Source organism: Kribbibacterium absianum (assembly GCF_030067705.1).
GTDB classification, from domain to species: domain Bacteria; phylum Actinomycetota; class Coriobacteriia; order Coriobacteriales; family Atopobiaceae; genus Kribbibacterium; species Kribbibacterium absianum.
The window spans coordinates 288,004-308,143 of sequence record NZ_JASJEX010000003.1 but is presented as its reverse complement, the minus strand read 5'-3'; the positions used below and the strand labels follow the sequence as shown (position 1 = coordinate 308,143).

The window sequence follows — 20,140 nt, the reverse complement described above, 5'->3', positions numbered from 1 at the left end:
AGCGTTAAATGCCAACGCCGCATGTCATCGGAATCGTCAGCTACAAGGGCGGGGTCGGCAAGAGCACGACCGCAGTTGCCCTCGCCTCCTGTCTCGGCGCAGCTGGCCAAGTCCCCGTCATTCTGGACGCCGACGGCCAGCAAGACTCCAAGGCCTACCGCGACGAGGCTATCGCCGGAGGTAAGGGGTTCATTTGCCCAGTGGCCAGTGTGAGCCCTGAGACCATCGATGCGCGCCTCAGCGAAATCGGCGAGGTTGCCGACTATGTCTTCCTCGACTGTCCCCCGGACGTGCACGTTTTCTCGCCGCTGATCACCCGTTGCGAGATGGCAATCGTGCCCACGACCCCGAGCAAGGCGGACTACAGAGGCGCAAAGCGCGTCATTGAAGTGCTCTCGGACTTTGGCATCCCGTACGGAATGCTTGTCACGCGCTCGGAGCGGCGTAGGATGGACCGCCGCATTGCCGGGTGGGTAGCAAGGGATCGCATCGATGTCTTCGACACGGTCATCCCTGACCGTCAGTTCGTTCGCGAGATCTTCGGGGAGCCCTTTAAACCGAAGCAGCTTCACGAGCTTCGCTACGACAGGCTCACCGTTGAGCTGGAAGAGGTACTCGGTGAAACGACACAGTGAGGACTCTCCTCGAACTCAACTATCGCTAGATCGAATCAACGCCTGTCAGCGAGCTCTGGACGGTCTAGATGGGACAATCGCAGAACGCGCATGCGAGCGTCAAAAGGTGGCATACCGACTACCCAAACGCCTGCTTAACGACGCTCGCGCCTACGCCAAAGAACACGACACGACCGTGACCGCGCTCGTCATTCGCGGACTGCGCATCGTTCTCTACGGCCCCGACGCTTAGCCGGCTAGTGGCCTCCTCAAGACTAGGCCCCGTCATGACAGCGTTCAGACGCTGACATGACGGGGCCTAGTCTTCAGGAGGCGCTTTCCAAGAGCGCCAGCCGGCCACGCTCCCCTCCGCGACCCGGGTACAATGGTTCAAAAGAAGGGAGGACCCGTGGTCACCATCGAGCAGATCCAGGACGCCGTGGCCGAGGCCGCGCCCTCCCACAACGTGCGCGCCGCGTGGCTCTTCGGCTCCTACGCCCGCGGCGAGGCCGACGAGCAGAGCGACGTGGACATCGCCGTGGAGGGCGGGCCGGGCTTCTCGCTCTTCGACGCGCTCTTCCTGGAGGAGGCCCTGGAGGGCGCCCTCAACGTGCCCTGCGACGTCTCCAACCCCCGAGCCTTCAAGCCCCGCGTGCGCCGCGGGTTCGACGCCGACAAGCGGGTGCTCTATGAGGCGCATTGAGCCCGAGGAGGCCATGGTCGACGCCCCCGGCCACTGCCGCCGCGTCGCCGAGATGATCTCCCGCCACGCCATGGACGCCGACTCGTTCCTGGCGGACTACGAGTACCAGTACATGCTCACGATGGCCGTGCGGCAGGTGATCGAGCAGTCCAGCCACTTCCCCACCGAGTTCCGCGCGGCGCACCCGGAGGTGCCCTGGTCCAAGCTCAAGCGCCTGCGCAACGACTCGGCCCACGACTACGTGATGCTCGACAACGAGTGGGTCTGGGAGGTGGCGTCGGGCGACGTGCCGGCCATCGCCCGTATCCTCGAGGCCGAGCTGACGGCCCGCGGCGTCGACATCGAGGCGGAGCTACGCGATTCCGGCTTCATCCAGTAGCCCGCAGAACCCACCACAACCGAAGGGACCCCATGCCAACGACCATCGTCGTGGGCGACCTGCACCTCAAGGCCACCCGCGTGCTGCCCGCGCTCGACCGGCTCATCGACTCCGAGAAGGCCGACCGCGTCGTGTTCCTCGGCGACTACCTGGACGACTGGGACGCGACGCCTGAGGACTTCGAGCGCGAGTGCCGGGCCTTGGCGGAGTGGGCCGACGGCCGGCGCAAGCAGGGCCTCGACCTCGTGTTCCTGTTGGGCAACCACGACCTCGAGTACCTGCGGGGCGCGCAGGGGCCCGGCACCTGGGTCGAGCTGACGCCCTATTGCAGGAAGTTCCTCCACCGGCTCAACGTGCACGTGGCCGTGGAGGACCATGGGTGGCTGCTCACCCACGCGGGCGTGACGAGGGCCTGGGCGCGGCGGCAGCTCTACTGCGCACAGGGCACTCAGAATCCCTCGGCGGCCGAGGTGGCCGACGAGCTCAACTGGATGCTGAGCGGGAACGAGACGAACCTCCTCGCGATGGCCGGCCCCGGCCGCGGCGGGAGCCAACTCCCGAGCCCGCTCTGGGCCGACTTGGATGAGCTGCTCGCCGACCCGCTGCCGGGTGTGCGGCAGATCGTCGGGCACACGCCCGTGGACACGTGTGGAACGGTCAACGGCGCGAAAGAGCCCGACATCATCTTCTGCGACACGATGTCCACGTCGCCGGACGGCGAGCCTTACGGGGACGGCACAGTATTGGTGATTGACGAGGACGGAACCACAAGAAAGGCCGAGCTGACCCGATAGAGCCGGGTCCGCTCGGCCTTGTCTTCTGTCACGACGGCAGTCGCTTACGCCTTGAGCACGTGCTCAACGCCCTCCCAGCTGATAGCAGGGCGACCCGTGGCGCTGTATCCGAAGGGCGAGATGCCCGTGTCCAGGTTCGACACCATCGTCTCGAGAGTCCCATCGGCACCGACGCCACAGCTCAGCTGGACATGCAGCGTCCCGTCCTCATCACTTAGAGCGCAGACGGCACCCTCCGAGCCCTGCGCCATGATCCCGGTAAGCGTGCCCGTCCAGTCAATGGCCTTGTGACTGGAGTCGACCGGATTGAAGCGGAAGCGATAGTCCGCGCTCACATTGCCACCGAGCTCCGCCTCCGTAAAAGTGAGGTCCAGGGCAAGGACGGCGCCATCGTAGTAGTACGCGTCCGCAGCGTAGGTTGCCGTATACGAGGAACCGACCAAGCACCCCGGGAACGTCAGAACAGCGGGCTCAGCCGCCGTGACCACAGCCTCCTCCGATGTCACCGGAGCGGCCTCGGCCACCGGCAGCGCTTCCGTCACCTCGGACGCGAACTGTTGGTCGGGAGTTACATCCGCGGTGGTCTCGACGACCGCGGCGGGCTCTTCCGCGCTCGCACTCTTGGACATCGAGAGACCGCTGCCGATGCCCAGCCCGAGGTCCACGGCCAGCGCGCACCCGGCGGCGGCAACGATGATTCGGAGGTCTCGGGAGCGCTGTCGCCTCTTGATTGCCTTGGCGCTTGGGCCGTACAGCGAGGTGCCGCACTTGTGGCAGAACTCGTCCTCGATATTGACAGGCTCATGGCAGAGCGGGCACTCCATCGGACGGAACTCCTTGGCCTGGCTCAGTTGCTCTTCGTACTCGGGCGTCATTGCGCCCCCTTTCTTTGGTGATCAGTCACACGACGGCCTTAGGTCACGGCTCAGCTCTAGTAGTGGTTGTAGTGGTACTCCTTGACCTCTGTGCAGTACTGGGTCTCCTTGATTACCTTCGGGTTCTCAGCCGCCTTTGCGGCGCGCTCTGCGGCATCGAGCGCCTGGCTCGCCTTGGCACCGGCATAAGCGCTGACTCCGATGTTCACCACCGTTAGAAGCTGGTTGACCTTCTGCTCCTTGCGGATCGCCTCCTGCTCGGCCAGGATTTGGGCCTGCGAGAGCTCCATGCGTCTGCGATGGCACTCGGTGTCGTAGAGACGCACGGCCTCGCCAATGCTCTCGGCCTGGTAGTTGCGCACGTATCCCAGGAACGCCTCCGCTGCGGCCACGTTCACGTAATCGGGCGGGTACCAGGAGGCGCAGTCGGAGGCCCACTGCTCTCGAATGGCCTCCTTGTTGGCCTCAATCCTTTTCAGACAGCCGTTGGCTTCCGCATTGACGGTCTTAATCCGCGCGTTCTCCTCGGCCACCGACTCCGTGTCGACGTCATGCACCACCGCCTTGGCACGGAAGATCGCAGCTGTGAGGAACCGCAGGAAGAGCAACATGAGGACCGCCATCACGATGCCGATGACGACGTCGCCGACGAAGGGCGCGAAGCTCGGCTCCGGGTCGTTCCAGATGTTGTCTGGCTCCCAGTAGCTCCGCAGTCTCACCACCCGGCCGTACGAGTTCTGGAGCGTTATCGCTATGCCCATGAGATAGAGGGCGTAAAACGCCGCCAGCTGCCAGTACATGAACGGCGGCTTGGGCTTCTCGGGCTCGGGCTTGAGGCACCGGATTCGGCCTTTCTGCCGATCCTCTTCGGCGACCGCGGCTCTCATCTGGGACAAAAGGTCATGAGCAGTCACGAGACCCTGCAGGGTCTCCTCCCTCGTCATGGCAGGCATAGAACTCCTCGTCGGCGGGTTTTGAACGGACACGGGTTAGCAGTAGGTCTTGCACCACCAGTGCAGGCCCCACCGGACAGCGCGGTACGTCAGATACACGACCGCCGTGAGTACGGTGAGAATCAAGACAATGGCGAGGGCGATGACGAGGTGCCACCAGAGCGGCACCGGGAGGCTCGGGTCCAGCAGAAAGTCCGGTCGACCCTGAGCGCACACAATGTCACTGAGGGTGCCGGTGATGAAAGAGACAGGGATGCCAAGAAGGCCTGTGAAGCCCAAGAGGCAGACGACCAGGAATGTAGCGCCAGCCACGGTGCCCTTGGCCGACCCTTCGGAGCGTAGGCCCAGACACTGGTGCCAAATCTTCTCCGAACGGGAGAGCTCCCGCTTGGGTGGGGCAATACGGTCAGCGATTGTCGTTGCGACTCGGTCGGCCGCGCTAAAGAAGCTCATCTTCGTTCCTTTCTGATTCGGAGTTCAGGGCTATGCCACGCCCAGCGTGGCAAGGGTCTCCTGTGTAATTGCGAGCGCGTCGGCGCCCGTGCCGGTGCGGTGGTCGAGCTCCGCGTAGGTCGCGCCCTCGTGGATGCGAGCCAGGAACGCGTCCGCGTCCTCGAGAGACGCAGGCGCCCCGTCAATTTCGGCCGACGCGTAGGCGGGGTCCTCGCACTCGCGGTAGACGGTGCGCGAGACCAGCTGTCCGTCCGAGAGCCCGTAGAGGCGGTAGTCGTAGTCCGCGCTCCCCTTCCCCGTTAGGAAGTACGGGCGGCCGTCGAGCACGGTCACGCCCATGAGATTGCCTCCGCCGCCGCAGTGGGGCGTCTCCGTCAACAGGAGGCGAGCCTCGCCGTCCTGCACGCCCCACAGCTCGACCTGGTAGTCCACATAGTCGAAAGGCCCTCCGACGTCGCTCGTGGAGTAGGCCACGAGCAGCTCGTCGGTGCCGTCCAGATCGAAGTCAATGAGCTGGGCGTAGGCGAGGCCGGTGAGTCGCGTCGACGAGGTGTAGCCCAGGTCGAACGCCGTCTGGGTGGGCGCGCCATGCTGCTCAACCACCGTTTGGAGCGTGGCCGAGAGGACCTCGGCCGGTGTCGGCTCAGGATCAGGCTCGGCCTCGACGACGGTCCCCTCGGCCGGCAGAGACGGTGCCTCGACTTGGGCACCATCGCTGGTCAGGACGGTTGCCTCTGCTTGGGGCTCGGCCTCCTCGGCCAACCCGCCTGAGAGTGCGAACGTAAGAGAGAACGAAGCCGCGGCAATTCCGCAAAGGCATAGAGCGGCCTTGGGGGTCACGAGTGGATTGGACATCGGGGATCCTCTTCTTTGGGTGTCGTTTAGACGAGCAGCTGCTCGGTGGGAACGCTTGCACCGGTGCCCGAGCCGTTGAAGTCACGCTCAAGAGAAACCGTCGGCTCGCCGGAGTAGACGCGGACGACGCCGCTTTTGGAGCCGAGGCTCATATAGAAAATGGCCCCGACGCCGTCCGGGTAGACCACGACCTGGCCGGTAGTGGTCGCCGCTGACAAAGCCCAATCCTCTGATCGCGCACAAGCCCCATCAACCCAGCCGATCGAGGGTATGCCGTAGACCGAGAACGGGTCGAACTCCCGACCGCTTACCAAGTCGAAGTGGACGGACTCCTTGTTAGTCCAGTAGGGGCCTCCCCAACAGCCGCCATGGGTGACGAGAAGCGAGGCCAGGCCGTTGGCGAAATACGTGACCTCGATCTCGAGGGTCTCACCGCCGGAGGAGCTGGCAAACCCGGCCACCGACTCCCGTGCTCCTTGGACACGCGTGCTTACCAGCGCATTGAGAGCGTCGATTGCCGACCGATCCTCCCCGTCCGTATCGAACACGGGGTAGCTAAACTCGAAGTTAGGCTCCGCGCCGGTGACGGTCGAGTAGCTCAAGGTGGGGATACCAAGGGCTGTGGCAACGGCCTTCATGGCGTTTAGCCGCGGGTACTCCCGCGCGTCGACGACCGTACGACCGAAGTACTCGACGCCTGGATAAGTGCAAGCAGCTTCCGCAGAGTTGACGAGGATCTCCTTCACGTCTGCACCCGCCAACGCCGGGGCAGCTCCCCACACGAGCGCCGCAGTTCCAGCCACCATCGGAGCAGCCAGAGAGGTGCCACTGCCGTTGGCGTACTCCAGCGCGGAGCTCTCGACGGAGCCCTCCTCCTTGCCGTCTGTGCGGACAGCCTCGATACGCACGACGTTCACCCCGGGAGCAGCGATGTCCACCGCGGAGCCATTGTTGGAATAGGGAGCCATGAAGAACCGGCCGTCCTCAAACTGGCCATGCGATCCCACGTGGATGATACGCGCCCCAGCCTCGGACGAGGGATCTACGCTTCCATAAGGGGAGGTGCTCCGGGCGTCGATCGCCTCGTTACCTGCTGCGATACAGATAAGAAAGTCATGGCCTTCATCAAGAAGGCGCCCAAGCACCAGCTCGGCAAAACGCCCAAACGGCGCGAACGCATCGGCGAGCGCCGCCACATTCTCGCCCAGCAGCTCATTATCGCTTCGCAGCTTGTAGCGCTGGTTCCCTGCTTCGTCCTCCTCGGTCTCTTCCAGAGCGTTGCTCCAGAGCCCGTGCACTGGCACAAGGGACTGATTGATGACCGTACGATCCGCGGCTCTCACCTGTTGATAGATTCCAACGATAAATGCATAGGCAGTTCCAAAGGAAAGGCGGTCCCAGGCCGATATGCCGGCCTCCGCGTATTCCTCCTGCATGACAACCCTCAGGAAATCGCCCCCGAGTCCGTAGCAGTGGTTGTCATCCGCCGCGAAGACCGAAACGTCCGCATCGGGCGCAACCCCGTCTATGCCCTCCTCGCCGTGCGCCGCAGAGATAACGGATGCAACGCAGGTGGCGTGATCCGCGCGCTCAAACGTCTTCGCGTTCGAAACCTCGGCAAGTTCTTGGAGGCCTCCCGACATGCCCGAAAGCTCAGGATGACGAAAGGCGGCGCTCCCTTCGAAGACCGAGACGCGAGCCGCCTCCCCTAGGCTGAGCCCCGACCTCTCAAGACATCCCCACGCAGAGGGGAGCCCAGCGGCCTCAAGCGCCCAATCCCCAGCGCGAACGGGCTGTCCCCCGTACTGCCTAATGCTGGGAAGATCATCGGAGTACGCGCTGCCTTGAGCAGAGGCTCCATAGCAAAAGACGGCGTTGGGGAAAGCCATGGCACTTGAGCCCTCGGTTGTCTCACTTGCCGCGAGCAAAGTCTCGTACGACTGGGGTTCCCGCAGCTTTACCTGCCAGACGCCGAGCTCGGGAATCTCGCCCACGGCCTTCGCCTTGCCAGCATCGAAGAGCCCTTCAATTCCGACCTCGACCGGATTCGAGTCCGAAATGACCAACACCTCGTCGTCCATAAACAGGACGCCTGTTTCCTCGTCGAACGCCACGTGCTCGGGGTCTGGGCTGCGGAGGTAGACACCGTCCTCGAACTCGATCGTCTCGTCTTCCTCGGCCCACACCTCCGTCAGGTCGCAACCGCCCAGCGTGGCACCAAGCGCGCCGAACGCCACGGCCGTGCCGACGCCCAGTGCGCCGAAGAAGCCACGGCGTGACACCTTGCCGTTCTTGTTCTGTCCTTTGGTCTGCGCCTCAAGCGGCTCGCCGCACTTGCCGCAGAACTTCGCGCCGTCGCGCGTCTCCGCGCCACAGTGGGTGCACTTCATGATTGGCCACTCGCCTCCCGGGTCGGCGCACGGCCGTCCCTTAGTTTTCATTGCTCTTTTGATACTGAATGGGAGGCTGAAAGATACGTGGTTTTCGTTGTCTCTTATAAGAGCATTCGGTAATACCCATTGCATCTGCACAAGAAGACAGGGCAAGAAAGCGCAGGTGAGCCCACTGAGTGCCGTTCACGCCGCACAACCGCACCGCCGGCCGACCCACATGAGTCGCCCATTGCCCAGCCCGGTGTCTATTCCCTTTGCTTCTCATCTTCTGAAGGTAACTAAGTCGTTTGGTTCCTAGTTACCTGAAGGCACATCGACGCGAGTTTTCCGACGCTCAAACTGAGGGCCACCCCTAAGAGCGAGGAGGCTCCCGAGGAATGGCCCTATTGAGCGCCCAGCGCCGCCGCGCGGTTCGCATGTCCCAGCAGGAGCTGGCCGACGCCGTGGGCGTGACGCAGAAGACCATCTCGCAGTGGGAGCTCGGCAACACCGTGCCGAATGCCGACCAGCTGCGCGATGTCTCTCGGGCGTTGGGAACCGATCCCAATAGCCTGCTCGGATGGACCACGGCGGACGACGTCGACGTGCGGGCCGACCGCCTGCGCGCGTTGTTCCTCAAGTGCGACGAGAGGGGTCGCGAGGCCCTGATGGCCGCAGCGGAGAAGCTGGCTCAGGAATAGCCGCCGCCTCTCCAGCGTCTTGCCCGTGTCTTGCCGACGACGTTACATCGCCATGCTTTTGACCGGTCGCAAGGAGCCATGCATTGTCCAGTTCCTAGCCGGCCACCAGGTCGCCTCGGCGATCACCGGCCGAGATGTCAGCCTCCAAGAGATCCGCGCCGTCCATCCGGTCGAGGATTTCCCTCCGGATGACATCTAGCCGGAGCCCGGCACGCTCTCCCCTCCGCCACTCCGCAACGACATCGCCAAGCCATTCCTCGGCGACGGTTCTGTTCAGCCCTTCATCGGCAAACAAAGCCCTCGCGGCTGAGACGATAAGCGAAAGCGTCCGCGGGCTGAAGAAAGAATCCGACAGGACCTCTTCAACGCTGCGGCGGTCGACGAGCGTCTGCCCAACGCTCCACAGACCCAGGACATGCACATCGCAGAGAAGCTCAATGTCCGCAGGATCCATGCGGAGCATCGCCGCTGCCTGTCCCACCGTCACCATCGGAATGGTGTCCACCGTCACGTCCGTGGCCACCGTGATCACTCGGCCGCCGGCCACAGGCTGGTTCCCCAAAGGAAAGCGTGTGTCCCATAGTCCACGGAGCAAATCCCAGGTGACCTCCTCCTGAATTAACGCGACGGCCCGCTCTAGGACCTGCTTAGTACTCGACGCTTTGATTGTTTCGTCCGCACCGAACAGCATCCCCTCGAAGCAGCCGTCCGGCTTCTCAACAATCTCAAGCTCACAGACATAGATCATATGTACTTCTCCCTATCATGAGAGGGAATCGCGTCGTGGAGAGCACGTTATCGACCGCACCGGTTCCCCTCCCCCGAGAAGTGCCGAGGGCTGATCGACCCAACGAGCGCCACGACACTTCACTCAATAATCCACTATTAACGCACAATCTACCAGCACCTTTTCTCTAGCACTACCATCGTCTTCCCAGCGTCATGACACCGGGAAGACAAGGACAAGACGTTGGAACGTCGGCATCTAGACGCGCAAACACTAGGTACGTTTTTTGAACCAACAGCTTAACGAAATTGCCCGAAAGAATCCCTTGATTATTCCCCAGATTAACGTACACTTGTACGCACTCAAGATTCGTCACAACCCCCGGGCGAACGGAGAACGATGGACAACCCGCTTCGCGTCAACATGCCGGAGCCAGAGCTGTGGCGGACGATCCCGGCGCTCTCGGGCTGGCCGCACGAGGTGCGGCGCGCCTGCGGAGCCGTGGGCCAGTGCCTCGCCATCGCGTGCACCGACCCGCTGGAGCCCTACGCCGCCTATCCCAACGGAGCTCCCGACTCGTCCCATTTCCGCGAGCTGACCGTCTGGGCCGAGTTCCCCCGCGGGGACCCTGACGACTGGAAGACCCTCGAGCAGTACGCCGAGGACGTCTTCTGGGATACGGGGCGCCAATTGGAGGGTCGGGAACTGGAAGAGGCGCGTGAGCGCGCATGGCTCCTGGAGTTCCCCGACGAATCTTACTGGCACTGGCTCACGCTCAACTGGGCCGGCGACTCGTCCCTCATCGCCGTCGACGACGGCATCGCCGCGCAGAGCGGCGCCTGGGCCATCGAGGACGCCCTCGAGGCCGACGAGTTCGTCCAGATTGCCACGCCAGAGGCCCTCGGCCGGGGGCTCTGGCACCTTGCACAAGCGACGCGCCAGATCGCCGCCGCCATCGACAACGCCGAGTACGGCCCGGCCCTCGAGGCCGGGTTGGCGCCACAGCACCGCTGGGGGGAGGTGCTGCGCTCGGACCTCGCGCTCGCGACCGGCGAGACGCCCTGGCCCGACCGCTTGGACGCGGACGAGGCCGAGGCCCTCGCCGGCCGCCTGCGCGAGCGCGCGGCCGCGGGCGACCCCTGCATCTGGGCCCGGGAGCCGCTGACGGCTCGTAGGTACTTCGACCTGCTGAGGGCTGCCTACCAGGGAACCGGGCGCACCCTGGACGTCGCACGGCCTTCCGAGTTCGCTGCGGGCGACGGCCGCGCCTGGTACGCCGCGTTCGCGCGGCGCCGGCGCCCCGGCTTCATGGACGTCGACCAGTACGACCCGGAGGCGTTCGCACCCTGGGCGGAGAGGCCCCATACGGTCCACGACCACGAGTTCCAGGTCTTGGGCGGCTGGCGCTCAGGACGGGTCGAGTTCTACCCGGAGGTGTCCGAAAGGGGCTGGCGGCTGCATTTGGAGGGGGACCTCACCGACCGCGCGGGCGACATCGCCCTCATGGCCGACGCCCTGGACGCGGCAGGGGTGCCCGTCGTGCTCCACTGTGCCGCGGCCGTCGCCGACGCGCTGGTGGGCGCCGACACGATGCTGGTCGTGCCGTGGGACGAGTGGCTCTTCCTGGAACCCTACGAGCACGCTGGCAGCCACTACGGCGCCGCAATCTACATCGACCCCAAGAACGACGCAATGGTCCGCGCCGTCACATGGGAGCCCGTCAAGGTGCCAATGAGACGGCTAGACGCCACCAATCTCGAGACGACCTCAAACCGTTAGGAGGGACCCCATGGGATACCCGCTCCGGGTCAAGATGACCGAGCCCGAGGTGCAGGAGCTGCTCGAGCTCCACACCGAGTACGGCCTGCGCCCGAGGACGCCCTGGGGCCTCGTGGGCCAGTGCCTCGCGCTCGCCTGCGCCGAGCCCCTCATGCCCTACGCCAAGACCCCTGACGAGACGGCCCGCTTCTACGCTGAGCACGGTCTTGAGACCAGGAAGCGCGAGGTGCGGGTGTGGGCGGAGTTCCCCCGCGGGGACATCGACGACTGGCTGGACCCCGAGGAGTTCGACCTGGCCTACGACTGGCAGTGGGACAGCGCCAGGACCGGCGAGACCAAGGAGGAGATCCGCCGGCGCTACTGGCGGGACGAGTTCCCCGAGGAGAGTGGCTGGCACGAGATCGCGGTCCACGAGGAGGACGGCTGGTGCGCCGTCACCATCGACCACGTGATGATCGCCGAGGCCGGCCAGGGCCTCCTCCCCTGCCCGCCGGTCGGCCGCCTGCGCGACCTGGAGGCGAGCGACCGGTCCCGCGAGCTGCTCCGCGCCCTTGCGGCCGCGACGCGACAGGTGGCCCGGGCGCTCGACGACGGGGCCTATGGCCCGGACGCCGAGGCCCGGATGCCCCCGCAGTGCCGCTGGGGCGAGATGAGCCGCGCGGACTGGGTGCGCATCGAGGAGTGGAACCCCTGGCTGAACGACATGGACGAGCAGGACGCCGTCGCCCTGGCGGCCCGGCTGCGCGCCGAGGCGCCCGACGTCCCGTGGCGCTCGGAGGAGGGCCCCTGGGACACCCGACCGCTGACCAGCCGAATGTATTTCGACCTGCTGCGCGAGGGGTACCGAGCCACCGGCCGGAAGCTGGACGACGGGAGCCAGTACCGCCGCGGCACCTTCCCCGACGAGGACGGCAGGTCCTGGTACCTGGCCTTCGCCGACGGGCGCGACCACGGGCTCCTCGACCTGGACCCCGACGACCCCGAGGCCTTCGCCGGGTGGCTGCGCGGCCCGGGCGCCGCGCCGGACCACGCCTTCGAGGTGCTCGCGGGCCACGGCTACAGCCGCTGCGACCTCTACCCGGAGGTCTCGGGGCGCGGCTGGCGCCTGCGCCTGTCCGGCCCCTCGGGGTGTCACGGCGGCGACCTCGCCCGCATGTGGGCGGCCATGACGGACGCCGGCGGCGCGGTGGTGCTCGACGACGCGGACAGGGTCGCGGACGTCCTGGACGCCTCGGACACAGTGCTGGTGGCGCCGGTGATCGAGACGGACCTCTACCTCCACGAGCGGAACGGCCGCCGCTACGAGACGGTGACGCACGTGTACGCGCCGGACGACGAGCTGGCCCCCTCGGTCGCCTGGGAGCCCGTCGAGGTGCCGGAGCGGCAGCTCTGAACAAGGAGAGATCGGAGGAGACCAATGGGAATGGACCTGAACCTGTACCGCACGCCGGCGTCGGTCCGACTGGACGCCATCGACACGGAGGACAACGAGGACTGGGAGACGCTGGGGAACCTCGAGCGCGACGGCCTCATGACCGAGGTGGCCTACTGGCGCCGTTTCGAGCCCGTGATGCGCTGGGTCGAGACGAAGGTGCTCCACGAGCAGGTCAAGAACTGCGGATACTACCGGCTCACCCGGGACGAGGTGGCCCGACTCGGGGCCGACTGCCTCTCCGTGCTGGCCGACCCGTCCCGCTACTGGGACCTGCTGGAGGGCGACCCCGATGACCTGCGCGACGGGGCCGAGGGGCCGAACCCGGAACGCGAGCTCCTCGCGGACACCGTCAAGCAGGTGGCCGACGCCCTCGTCTCAGCGCCGCCGGGCGACGCGTTCTGGTTCTCGGCGTCCTGGTAACCCGGAAGGAAGGAACCGGCATGAAGACGATGGTCGTCGGCGACCTGCACCTGAAGGCGTCGGTGGCGCTGCCGCTCATCGCGGCCACCGGCGCCCGCATGGGCGTGGGCCGCTATGTGCTCCTGGGCGACGTGACGGACGACTGGGGCGCCTCCCCCGAGCTCGCCATGAGCGAGCTCGGCGTCCTCGCCGACTGGAAGGACGCACAGGAGGCGGACGGGCGTCAGGTCGCGCTGCTCCTGGGCAACCACGACCACGCCTACCTCGCGCGCGACCCCATCCGCGGGACGCTGACCGAGGCCCTCGAGAAGGTGCGCGAGATGCTCCTCGGCCTGGACCCCATCGCCGCCGTGACGGTGGGGCCTGTGCTCGTCACCCACGCGGGCGTGACGGAGGCCTGGCGGAGCCGGCACCTCCCGGACGCCCACACGGCCGACGAGCTGGCAGAGGGCCTGAACGACACGCAGGCCCTGCTGGGCTGGGAGGCGCTCGCGTCCTGCGGCGGCGCCCGCGGCGGCCGGCAAATCCCCGGCCCGCTCTGGGCCGACCTCAGGGAGCTGGCCATCGACCCGGCGCCTGGCGTGGACCAGGCCGTCGGGCACACGCCCGTCCCGTCGGTGTCCCGCATGGCCACCGTGGGCGGCCGCACCCTCTGGGCCTGCGACACGCTGTCCTGCACGGGCAGCGGAACGCCCCTCGGCGACGGCACGTGCCTCGTCCTCTACGACGACGGCGAGGGCGAGGTCGCGTTCCCCTTCCAGGACTTCTGGCCGGAGCTGTGGCGCTCCGGGCGCTGGGAGCGCCTGAAGGGAATCGAGCCCGAGCGGGGCGCACGGTGAGCCGGGCGGTCACGCGCGCCCAGGAGCCGCCCCCTTTGGTGGGCGGCGGCCGCGCCATGGAGCTCGGCATCTTCGAGACCCTGCTGGACCAAAGGGTCGCGGCCCCGGCGCCCGGCTTCGAGGGCCTCTCCGTCGAGCGCGTCTACGTGGGATCCCACAGCGATGCCGTCGAGGCGATCGAGGGCGGCTACGCGGAGTCGCCCGCGCTCATCGCCGTCTGGGACGGCTACGAGGCGGGCCTGGGCTGCCCCATGCTCTGCCTGGACTTCTGGGACTCCTCGGACCCCACCGACCCGGACGCCATGAGCGCGGAGGAGGGGCGGCGGGTCTGCGAGTTCGTCAAGGCGCACGCCGAGGCGAGGACACTCGTGGTGAGCTGCGAGTGCGGGATCTCCCGCTCGGCCGGGATGGCGTCGGCGCTCTGCCGCCTGCTCGGCTTCGACGACGGCCCCCTTTGGCGCGACTGGTGGAAGTGGCCCAACCGCGCCTGCCTCGAGCGGGTGCTGCGCGCCGGCGGCGTAGCGCTCACCGACGAGGAGGCCATGGCCCTCTACGAGGGCTCCATGCGCTACTTCGCGGCCGAGCTCAACGTCAACCGCGAGTCGCTCCAGAGCCAGTACTTCAAGGTCTGGCTCCCGTGGCGCGAGCGAGGGCTCGACGAGGAGGAGCTCTGGGAGCTGGAGGAGCGGTTCGACAAGGTGCTGGACGGCATCTTCAAGGAGAAGGAGGGAAGCGATGCGTGATACCGGAGACGACCATGAACGCCCCTGCTTCACGTGGGACGAGATGCGCGAGGCGGTGGAGAGCGCCCGGGCCTCGGAGGCCGTCCGGATCGCCCGGGCGGTCGGGGGAGCCGGGGACCCGGGGCTGGCCCGAATGATCCTGGCCACGTCCGACCCGCGCCTCGTGCATGCACTGAACGACCAGGACGCGGACGTCGCCGTGCCCTTCTACCTCCCGTTCGTGCCGACACAGGCCCCGAACGGCGACTGGGTGAGGCTCGGCAGCTACGAGCTCGGCAACGTGCGCCACTGCGCGGAGGGCCCGGTCCTCCCGGCCGGGAACCCCACGTACCCGAACGGCCGGGACGACGGCGCGTGCCCCTTCTGCGGCGACGGGGCCTGGGGCGCGGAGCGCTTCGAGGGCGAGACGATGCCCGGCTCCTTCGGGGCCGACTTCTCCCTGCTGCGCAAGACCCACCTCGACTGGGTCTTCTGCTTCCGCCAGACGGGGGTGGGCTGCTGGGGCGGCAACGTGGAGGCCGCCTTCTGCCCCGTCTGCGGCAAGAGGCTCCAAGGGCCGTGCGGACCCATGCCGGCCCCCGACGCCCCGTGCCCGCACTGCCGCTGGGGAGAGCCCTACGTGAGTGACTGGAGCGTGCGCTACGAGATCGTCACGCGCGACTGGCTGGGGCCGCGCTTCGTCGTGGACAACCAGGCCCTGGGCCGCGGTGCGGTGCCGCTCCGCTACTGCCCCACCTGCGGTGAGCTGCTGGAGCACGATGAAGGCGACAAATAGGGCGTCCCGGCCCGTAAAGCGAGTGGAGGAAACCATGGACGAGCAGACGGCCGCGCCCTTTGCGGAGATTGAGGAGGCGCTACGCGAGATCTGGCGCGAGCGGCGCGAGGCCAGGCGCCCTCCTGTGCGCCTCTCCACCCTGCCGACGCTCAAGGAGTGCCTCCAAGAGGTGGGCGCGGAGCCGGTCGGCGAGGCCCACTCGAGGTCGTTCGGCGACGCGGCCTTCGGGGAGCGCGTCAAGGTGTCCGTGGCCTCGATGCTGGAGGTCGAGCCCGTGCGCCAGGCGCGGAAGGCGTTCGTCCCGATGCGGTGCATGGGCGTGGACACGCTCTCGGCGGACGTGCTCCGCTACTCCGTCCTCTCGATGCTCGTCGACGTCGACAAGGCCGACGAGGCCGCATACCTCGCCGACGACCCGGCGGAGGAGGACTACACGCTCACGGACGGGCTCTATTCCGAGGGATACGAGGACGTCCCGTGGCCGGTGCTCCTCGGGACCCCCGTCGCGGGCTGGGACGCCCTCTCGCCCACCGAGCGTGCCATGTTCCTCTCGGACGCCCTCATCGAGATGACCCTCTGGCGGGACACGGCCGAGGAGCACGCGAGGGCGCTCGAGGAGCTGAAGGACGCGGAGCCGGCCAGCTGGGACGAGCTGATGCGGGAACGTGGCTGGGACCGGCCTCGATGCGCCCCGGTCGAGGAGCCGGCGCCCTCCCCTGCCGACGGCTGGGGCCCGAAGGGCGACCTCAGGCAGCGAACCGAGCCCTTGGCCGGCACCATCGACAAGGGGCTGAAGCGCGAGTACCTGGAGCTCGTCGCATCGCTCAGGGAGGGCTGACATGGCCGACTTGCGAGCCGTCACCCATTGGTCCGAGGAGGACGGCGCCTGGATCGCCGAGGTGCCGAACCTCCCCGGCTGCATGGCCGACGGCCCCACCCGCGGGGAGGCCGAGGCCAACGCGCGGGTCGTGATCGCGGAGTGGCTCGAGACTGCCACCGAGCTCGGGCGCTTTGCGACTGACCGCCGGAACCCAGGCCGGAATCGGCTCTAGCCCTCTGGACTCGCAAGAACCCTCGGCTCGCCGCCGGCTTGTCCGAGAAGCACGGCCGCCGTGGAGGGAGAGATCGAGGCCGCCCTGGCGGCCTCTTCCAGCTCCATCCCATCGTCGACAAGACGCTGAAACTTCCTGGCCTTCGACCGCATGACCCGCTGCCGGTTCATGCAATCGTGGTGCCCGCGCTGCTTGGGCGACGAGCCCACAAAGACATGGCCGCAGACCTCGCAGATGCCAAGGTTGCAGCCCCGTGCCCGCGGGTCCTCGTAGCACCTCAGCCAGAAGTCGGTCAGTCCGTCCTGCGCGGTGCTCCGGCACGGCTGGCCAAAGTCGACGGCCATGAACGACGTGATCAGGTGGAGCGACGCGACCGTGTCCAGAAGCACGGTGAGGCCGGCGAGCAGCTCATACCCCGAGAGCGTCACGTCCTCCGGCAGCCCCTTGTCCTGGGCGTCGAGAAAGGCGTCCCAGTCGGGCAGAAGGCTCTGGCGCCCATACACGTCCATCTCCAAGCACTGCCCGTCCTCGCTGAGCGCCAGCCGCCGCGAGACGACCATGCCGAGGACACGGGGCGCCGGCATCACGCCCATGAGGGGCTCGAGGCCGTCGACCCGGGCCCGCAGCCACTGCGAATAGGGCCCTGAGACCTCAAGGGACCAGTGATACAGATGGCACGCCGGCAGCGCGTCCTCGGGTGCCTCGAGGTAACCGTCGCCCCGTTCCAGGGAGAGCCCCTCGCACTCGCGCAGCTCCCCCTCGATTGCAAGCACACCCTCCCGAAGCTTTTGCTCCACCTCGGGCCTCCAGACAGGGACCTCTCCGCCTTCGAAGGCAAGCCGAGCCAGCCTCTGGAGCTTCTTGTGTGCCTCCCACGTGGCGCGCAGGAGCGCGATGGCACGAGCCCGGTCCTCTGAGCCCCCGGCGTCGCAGAAGGGGCCGAAGAACAGGCGGCCTGGAAAGCGCTGGCTGAGCGCAATCGCGCCGCTCTCTGGATCCAGGCACTCCTTGAGAACCTCGTCCGAGAAGGCCCGGTAGTCGAAGCTCCCGTCGATGGACGGCGTGAAGATCTCGTTGTAGGCAGGGGCAAGGTACTCCACGGCGCTCCTCAAAAAGTAATGGTTCAGAACTGTTTTATCCATTACACAGCTCCCTTACGGTGGTGTCAACCGAAAGAAGGGAGTCCCATGAAGAACGGTGCAAGCCGCATCCATCGGCGCGACACCATCCACAGCTGGCTCGTGGACGGCGCAGTCTTCGAGGGCGGAGAGGGCAGCCCGGAGATGCCCGCAATGGAGGCATGTCAGACGGTCCCCGACATCATCGTGCCGTTGTCTATCGCAATCGAGACGCGGGCCCGGATCCAGCCCGGCACCTTCGTCTGCGGCTACGAGGACGACTGCCGGCTCGAGAGCTTCTGGGCGAACCCCAAGCGCTACGCTGGTCGCCTCCAGGCCTTCTCCGGAGCCGTCTCGCTCGACTACAGCAGCTGCAACGACTTCCCGGAGCCCGTTAAGATCTGGAACACCTACCGGGACCGGGCGAGCGGCGCCTGGATGCAGAGCTCGCTCGGCATGGACGTCATCGCCAACGGCCGCTGTCAGGAGCTGACCAAGGCGTGGTCGCTGAATGGCCTCCCGAACCACGGGCTGATCGCCATAGGGACACGCGCCTGCAGCAAGGATCCCGAGGCGCGCCGCTACCTCCTCGAGGAGGTGCGCCTCGTCTGCGACCGCCTCGAGCCCACAGGCCTCGTGGTCTACGGCACGACCCGCTACGGGGTCCTCGACTACCCGCTCTCCTTGGGCATCCCTGTCTACCACTGCCCCGGGGCCGGCCGAGGCCTCTTGGACGCCGACTTCCGTGTCCGTCCCTTGGAGGCCACGAATGTCTAAGGGCAACAGCGGGATGTTCCACGGGACCCGCGGCAACCCGCAGATGAAGCTTCCCCTCGGCGTTGGCGTCGCGCGCCTCCCCGCCTCCCGCTCGCAGCTTGACCACATCTTCCGTGACGCTCGGGGGCACCTCTCCGACACGGCCGCCAACCGGAGCCGGCTCCTGTCCGTGGCCAATGACCACGCCTCGTTCCTGGGCACGGACCGCTACGGCACCTCGTGGTTCGCGCGCACCGAGCCCGACGGGACGCAGCTGTGGGTCTCCGTCCGCAACGGAGTGGTCCAGAACGGCGGGCAGAACCAGCGGAAGCGCAAATGGAGCCCCGTCACCGGGCTAAACTCAAGCTCTCACAGGAAAGGGAAGGGCAATGGCTGACAAACGTCTCACTTATCTCGGGCTCTTCAACTCCCTCGACCTCCTCTACGACGAGCGGCCGAGCGACGAGTTGGGTGCCTTCCTCTCGGACGCCAACCCCTTCGCATGGGAGGACGGCGAGTCGGCAGACCCGGCGCTGTGGGACGATTTCTCCCGCATGTTCGACGGGGGCTTTCCCGACGGGAGCGCGGACGACAATGGCACCTACGAGCTGGCGGCGGATTTCTTGGAGGGGGCGTGCCCGGCGCTCGCCGCGCCGTTCCGCGAGAACGTCAGCCAGGAACTCTGGTCGGAACGGCTCCGGGAGCTTGAGCGGGATGATCACCGCGCCGACAACCCCAGAAAGCAGTAAGCCGAGCAAACGTCGGCTCCTGGGTTCCTCATCAACGATATCCTCCAGGAGAGCAACGGCCACCCCATTCCTCACCAAAGCAAGAGCCGTCTCGCTTTGGCCCGTCAGTCATGCCAACTTCTTCTCGCGCAGCATGACATCCGGCTCGCAGGTCGGGACTCATTGGTGCGCTCTTCGCGACAGCCCGCGCCGCCGCGCCTCCCGCTGCACCGTGGACACTGACAGCTTGCACTCCGCGGCAACCTCGGCCAGCGTCATGTCGCTGTTCTCGTAGAGTCCCATGGCCGCGTCCAGGATCGTCCCCGGCGTCCGGGGGCGCCCTCCCTTGTGACCCTTGGCCTCGGCAGCGCGGAGCCCCTCAATGGTCCTCTCGGAGATCAGCTCCCGCTCGAACTCGGCCAGGTCGGCCATGAGCCGGAAGAACATGCGGCCCATGGCCGTGGTGGTGTCGATGGACTCCTTGAGGCTCACCAGCTCCACGCCGCGTTCGTTGAGGTCCTGCGAGAGAGCGATCAGGTCGGTGGTCGAGCGGCCGAGGCGGTCCAGCGACGCGACGACGATGGAGTCGCCCTCCCCGACCGTCGCCAGGAGCCTCTGAAGCTCAGGGCGGTCCAGGTCGCGGCCGGAGCGCTTCTCGAAGAAGACGTTGCCCTCCGGCACACCGTGCTCGGCCAGCTGCGCAGCCTGACGGTCGAGCCTCTGGTCCTCGGTGGAGACGCGCGCGTACCCGTAAAGCGCCATTTCGCCCCTCTGGTTTTGACCGATGGTTTTGACCATTTTAGGGGACTTCCCTAGCTGGGTCTATAAGGGACGCCAATGGTTGGATGGTTGTTTGGTCTTAAACGACCGTTTTTGACCTAGCCGACGGGCTCCCGAATGTGCGGCCCGAAGGGCTCACGCTTGCAAAGAGCCAGCCCCGCGCTGGCAGACCCCGAAGAGGCCGAACAACTCGGCATGATCCTGACTGAACCGCCGAACCAAAGAACCAGAACAGGACGCGCATGCAAAAGGGCGCCCCGCATCGCTGCGAGACGCCCCTATCTGCCGT

At 66.6% G+C, this 20,140-nt stretch carries 24 protein-coding genes; 16 read left to right on the top strand and 8 right to left on the bottom strand.

The genetic code is table 11. The annotated features are described in order from the left end of the window. The first annotated feature begins 8 nt into the window (after positions 1–8). From QJ043_RS07170 to QJ043_RS07155, 4 genes are all read left to right on the top strand, one after another. On the top strand, positions 9–635 hold the full coding sequence (locus tag QJ043_RS07170) for a ParA family protein (RefSeq protein ID WP_283712976.1): 627 nt from the start codon (positions 9–11) through the stop codon (positions 633–635). 388 nt (positions 636–1,023) lie between these two features. After that, complete coding sequence (locus QJ043_RS07165; RefSeq protein WP_283712975.1) at positions 1,024–1,317, top strand: nucleotidyltransferase family protein; 294 nt, start codon at positions 1,024–1,026, stop codon at positions 1,315–1,317. Next, positions 1,304–1,696, top strand: coding sequence for a HepT-like ribonuclease domain-containing protein (locus tag QJ043_RS07160; RefSeq protein ID WP_283722784.1), 393 nt, complete (start codon positions 1,304–1,306; stop codon positions 1,694–1,696). Before QJ043_RS07165 ends, QJ043_RS07160 begins: the two co-directional genes overlap by 14 nt. 32 nt (positions 1,697–1,728) lie before the next feature. Then, positions 1,729–2,490 (top strand): metallophosphoesterase, encoded by a 762-nt coding sequence (locus QJ043_RS07155; RefSeq protein ID WP_283712973.1) that lies wholly within the window; start codon positions 1,729–1,731, stop codon positions 2,488–2,490. Positions 2,491–2,534: 44 nt separating this feature from the next. Here QJ043_RS07155 and QJ043_RS07150 read toward each other — a convergent pair whose 3' ends face one another. The 5 genes from QJ043_RS07150 to QJ043_RS07130 form a co-directional block, all read right to left on the bottom strand. Then, the gene (locus tag QJ043_RS07150; RefSeq protein ID WP_283712972.1) at positions 2,535–3,365 is read right to left on the bottom strand and encodes a hypothetical protein; all 831 of its coding nucleotides are present in this window, start codon (positions 3,363–3,365) and stop codon (positions 2,535–2,537) included. A gap of 56 nt (positions 3,366–3,421) precedes the next feature. Then, positions 3,422–4,318, bottom strand: a complete 897-nt coding sequence (locus tag QJ043_RS07145; protein WP_283712971.1) for a hypothetical protein — start codon at positions 4,316–4,318, stop codon at positions 3,422–3,424. Positions 4,319–4,354: 36 nt separating this feature from the next. Continuing rightward, a complete protein-coding gene (locus QJ043_RS07140; RefSeq protein WP_283722783.1) occupies positions 4,355–4,630 on the bottom strand; it encodes a hypothetical protein in 276 nt (91 codons plus the stop codon). 171 nt (positions 4,631–4,801) lie between these two features. After that, the gene (locus QJ043_RS07135; RefSeq protein WP_283712969.1) at positions 4,802–5,533 is read right to left on the bottom strand and encodes a hypothetical protein; all 732 of its coding nucleotides are present in this window, start codon (positions 5,531–5,533) and stop codon (positions 4,802–4,804) included. A gap of 119 nt (positions 5,534–5,652) precedes the next feature. Beyond that, positions 5,653–8,016 (bottom strand): S8 family serine peptidase, encoded by a 2,364-nt coding sequence (locus QJ043_RS07130; protein WP_283712968.1) that lies wholly within the window; start codon positions 8,014–8,016, stop codon positions 5,653–5,655. 380 nt (positions 8,017–8,396) lie between these two features. Between QJ043_RS07130 and QJ043_RS07125 the strand changes: the two genes are divergently transcribed. Further along, the gene (locus tag QJ043_RS07125) at positions 8,397–8,699 is read left to right on the top strand and encodes a helix-turn-helix domain-containing protein (protein WP_283712967.1); all 303 of its coding nucleotides are present in this window, start codon (positions 8,397–8,399) and stop codon (positions 8,697–8,699) included. 94 nt (positions 8,700–8,793) lie between these two features. On the opposite strand, the gene QJ043_RS07120 is transcribed toward QJ043_RS07125, so the two are convergent. Beyond that, a complete protein-coding gene (locus tag QJ043_RS07120) occupies positions 8,794–9,447 on the bottom strand; it encodes a hypothetical protein (protein ID WP_283722782.1) in 654 nt (217 codons plus the stop codon). A gap of 378 nt (positions 9,448–9,825) precedes the next feature. Here QJ043_RS07120 and QJ043_RS07115 point away from each other — a divergent pair, with 378 nt between their 5' ends. The 8 genes from QJ043_RS07115 to QJ043_RS07080 are packed head-to-tail and all read left to right on the top strand — an operon-like array spanning position 9,826 to position 16,469. Then, positions 9,826–11,205: a hypothetical protein gene (locus tag QJ043_RS07115; RefSeq protein WP_283712965.1), complete on the top strand. Its 1,380-nt coding sequence runs from the start codon at positions 9,826–9,828 to the stop codon at positions 11,203–11,205. 10 nt (positions 11,206–11,215) lie between these two features. Continuing rightward, positions 11,216–12,598: a hypothetical protein gene (locus tag QJ043_RS07110; protein WP_283712964.1), complete on the top strand. Its 1,383-nt coding sequence runs from the start codon at positions 11,216–11,218 to the stop codon at positions 12,596–12,598. Positions 12,599–12,622: 24 nt separating this feature from the next. Next, positions 12,623–13,060 (top strand): hypothetical protein, encoded by a 438-nt coding sequence (locus QJ043_RS07105; RefSeq protein WP_283712963.1) that lies wholly within the window; start codon positions 12,623–12,625, stop codon positions 13,058–13,060. A 20-nt stretch (positions 13,061–13,080) separates the two neighbouring features. After that, positions 13,081–13,899, top strand: coding sequence for a metallophosphoesterase family protein (locus QJ043_RS07100; RefSeq protein ID WP_283712962.1), 819 nt, complete (start codon positions 13,081–13,083; stop codon positions 13,897–13,899). Next, a complete protein-coding gene (locus QJ043_RS07095; protein ID WP_283712961.1) occupies positions 13,896–14,642 on the top strand; it encodes a hypothetical protein in 747 nt (248 codons plus the stop codon). Before QJ043_RS07100 ends, QJ043_RS07095 begins: the two co-directional genes overlap by 4 nt. After that, positions 14,635–15,417, top strand: coding sequence for a hypothetical protein (locus QJ043_RS07090; protein WP_283712960.1), 783 nt, complete (start codon positions 14,635–14,637; stop codon positions 15,415–15,417). Before QJ043_RS07095 ends, QJ043_RS07090 begins: the two co-directional genes overlap by 8 nt. Positions 15,418–15,451: 34 nt before the next feature. After that, complete coding sequence (locus QJ043_RS07085) at positions 15,452–16,255, top strand: hypothetical protein (protein WP_283712959.1); 804 nt, start codon at positions 15,452–15,454, stop codon at positions 16,253–16,255. A gap of 1 nt (position 16,256) precedes the next feature. Continuing rightward, entirely contained in the window at positions 16,257–16,469 is a 213-nt protein-coding gene (locus tag QJ043_RS07080; protein WP_283712958.1) for a type II toxin-antitoxin system HicB family antitoxin, read from the top strand. Here the strand turns inward: QJ043_RS07080 and QJ043_RS07075 are convergent. Next, on the bottom strand, positions 16,466–17,611 hold the full coding sequence (locus QJ043_RS07075; RefSeq protein ID WP_283712957.1) for a hypothetical protein: 1,146 nt from the start codon (positions 17,609–17,611) through the stop codon (positions 16,466–16,468). The genes QJ043_RS07080 and QJ043_RS07075 overlap by 4 nt on opposite strands. A 45-nt stretch (positions 17,612–17,656) precedes the next feature. On the opposite strand from QJ043_RS07075, the gene QJ043_RS07070 reads away from it, so the two are divergent. From QJ043_RS07070 to QJ043_RS07060, 3 genes are read left to right on the top strand one after another with little or no spacing between them, the layout of a single operon-like run. Further along, positions 17,657–18,364, top strand: a complete 708-nt coding sequence (locus QJ043_RS07070; RefSeq protein WP_283712956.1) for a DUF4417 domain-containing protein — start codon at positions 17,657–17,659, stop codon at positions 18,362–18,364. Further along, on the top strand, positions 18,357–18,740 hold the full coding sequence (locus tag QJ043_RS07065) for a hypothetical protein (protein ID WP_283712955.1): 384 nt from the start codon (positions 18,357–18,359) through the stop codon (positions 18,738–18,740). The genes QJ043_RS07070 and QJ043_RS07065 overlap by 8 nt, the downstream gene beginning before the upstream one ends. Then, positions 18,733–19,092, top strand: a complete 360-nt coding sequence (locus QJ043_RS07060; protein WP_283712954.1) for a hypothetical protein — start codon at positions 18,733–18,735, stop codon at positions 19,090–19,092. Before QJ043_RS07065 ends, QJ043_RS07060 begins: the two co-directional genes overlap by 8 nt. 159 nt (positions 19,093–19,251) lie before the next feature. Here QJ043_RS07060 and QJ043_RS07055 read toward each other — a convergent pair whose 3' ends face one another. Continuing rightward, positions 19,252–19,833 (bottom strand): recombinase family protein, encoded by a 582-nt coding sequence (locus tag QJ043_RS07055; RefSeq protein ID WP_283712953.1) that lies wholly within the window; start codon positions 19,831–19,833, stop codon positions 19,252–19,254. Positions 19,834–20,140 lie beyond the last annotated feature (307 nt).

Excerpts from the sequence above, each read along its gene's own strand:
- QJ043_RS07105 (WP_283712963.1), top strand. The coding sequence starts at position 12,623 with ATGGGAATGGACCTGAACCTGTACCGCACGCCGGCGTCGGTCCGACTG.
- QJ043_RS07070 (WP_283712956.1), top strand. The coding sequence starts at position 17,657 with ATGAAGAACGGTGCAAGCCGCATCCATCGGCGCGACACCATCCACAGC.
- QJ043_RS07155 (WP_283712973.1), top strand. The coding sequence starts at position 1,729 with ATGCCAACGACCATCGTCGTGGGCGACCTGCACCTCAAGGCCACCCGC.
- QJ043_RS07150 (WP_283712972.1), bottom strand. The coding sequence starts at position 3,365 with ATGACGCCCGAGTACGAAGAGCAACTGAGCCAGGCCAAGGAGTTCCGT.
- QJ043_RS07130 (WP_283712968.1), bottom strand. The coding sequence starts at position 8,016 with ATGAAGTGCACCCACTGTGGCGCGGAGACGCGCGACGGCGCGAAGTTC.
- QJ043_RS07120 (WP_283722782.1), bottom strand. The coding sequence starts at position 9,447 with ATGATCTATGTCTGTGAGCTTGAGATTGTTGAGAAGCCGGACGGCTGC.
- QJ043_RS07080 (WP_283712958.1), top strand. The coding sequence starts at position 16,257 with ATGGCCGACTTGCGAGCCGTCACCCATTGGTCCGAGGAGGACGGCGCC.
- QJ043_RS07065 (WP_283712955.1), top strand. The coding sequence starts at position 18,357 with ATGTCTAAGGGCAACAGCGGGATGTTCCACGGGACCCGCGGCAACCCG.
- QJ043_RS07160 (WP_283722784.1), top strand. The coding sequence starts at position 1,304 with ATGAGGCGCATTGAGCCCGAGGAGGCCATGGTCGACGCCCCCGGCCAC.
- QJ043_RS07090 (WP_283712960.1), top strand. The coding sequence starts at position 14,635 with ATGCGTGATACCGGAGACGACCATGAACGCCCCTGCTTCACGTGGGAC.
- QJ043_RS07075 (WP_283712957.1), bottom strand. The coding sequence starts at position 17,611 with ATGGATAAAACAGTTCTGAACCATTACTTTTTGAGGAGCGCCGTGGAG.
- QJ043_RS07085 (WP_283712959.1), top strand. The coding sequence starts at position 15,452 with ATGGACGAGCAGACGGCCGCGCCCTTTGCGGAGATTGAGGAGGCGCTA.
- QJ043_RS07125 (WP_283712967.1), top strand. The coding sequence starts at position 8,397 with ATGGCCCTATTGAGCGCCCAGCGCCGCCGCGCGGTTCGCATGTCCCAG.
- QJ043_RS07110 (WP_283712964.1), top strand. The coding sequence starts at position 11,216 with ATGGGATACCCGCTCCGGGTCAAGATGACCGAGCCCGAGGTGCAGGAG.
- QJ043_RS07060 (WP_283712954.1), top strand. The coding sequence starts at position 18,733 with ATGGCTGACAAACGTCTCACTTATCTCGGGCTCTTCAACTCCCTCGAC.
- QJ043_RS07145 (WP_283712971.1), bottom strand. The coding sequence starts at position 4,318 with ATGCCTGCCATGACGAGGGAGGAGACCCTGCAGGGTCTCGTGACTGCT.
- QJ043_RS07055 (WP_283712953.1), bottom strand. The coding sequence starts at position 19,833 with ATGGCGCTTTACGGGTACGCGCGCGTCTCCACCGAGGACCAGAGGCTC.
- QJ043_RS07115 (WP_283712965.1), top strand. The coding sequence starts at position 9,826 with ATGGACAACCCGCTTCGCGTCAACATGCCGGAGCCAGAGCTGTGGCGG.
- QJ043_RS07100 (WP_283712962.1), top strand. The coding sequence starts at position 13,081 with ATGAAGACGATGGTCGTCGGCGACCTGCACCTGAAGGCGTCGGTGGCG.
- QJ043_RS07170 (WP_283712976.1), top strand. The coding sequence starts at position 9 with ATGCCAACGCCGCATGTCATCGGAATCGTCAGCTACAAGGGCGGGGTC.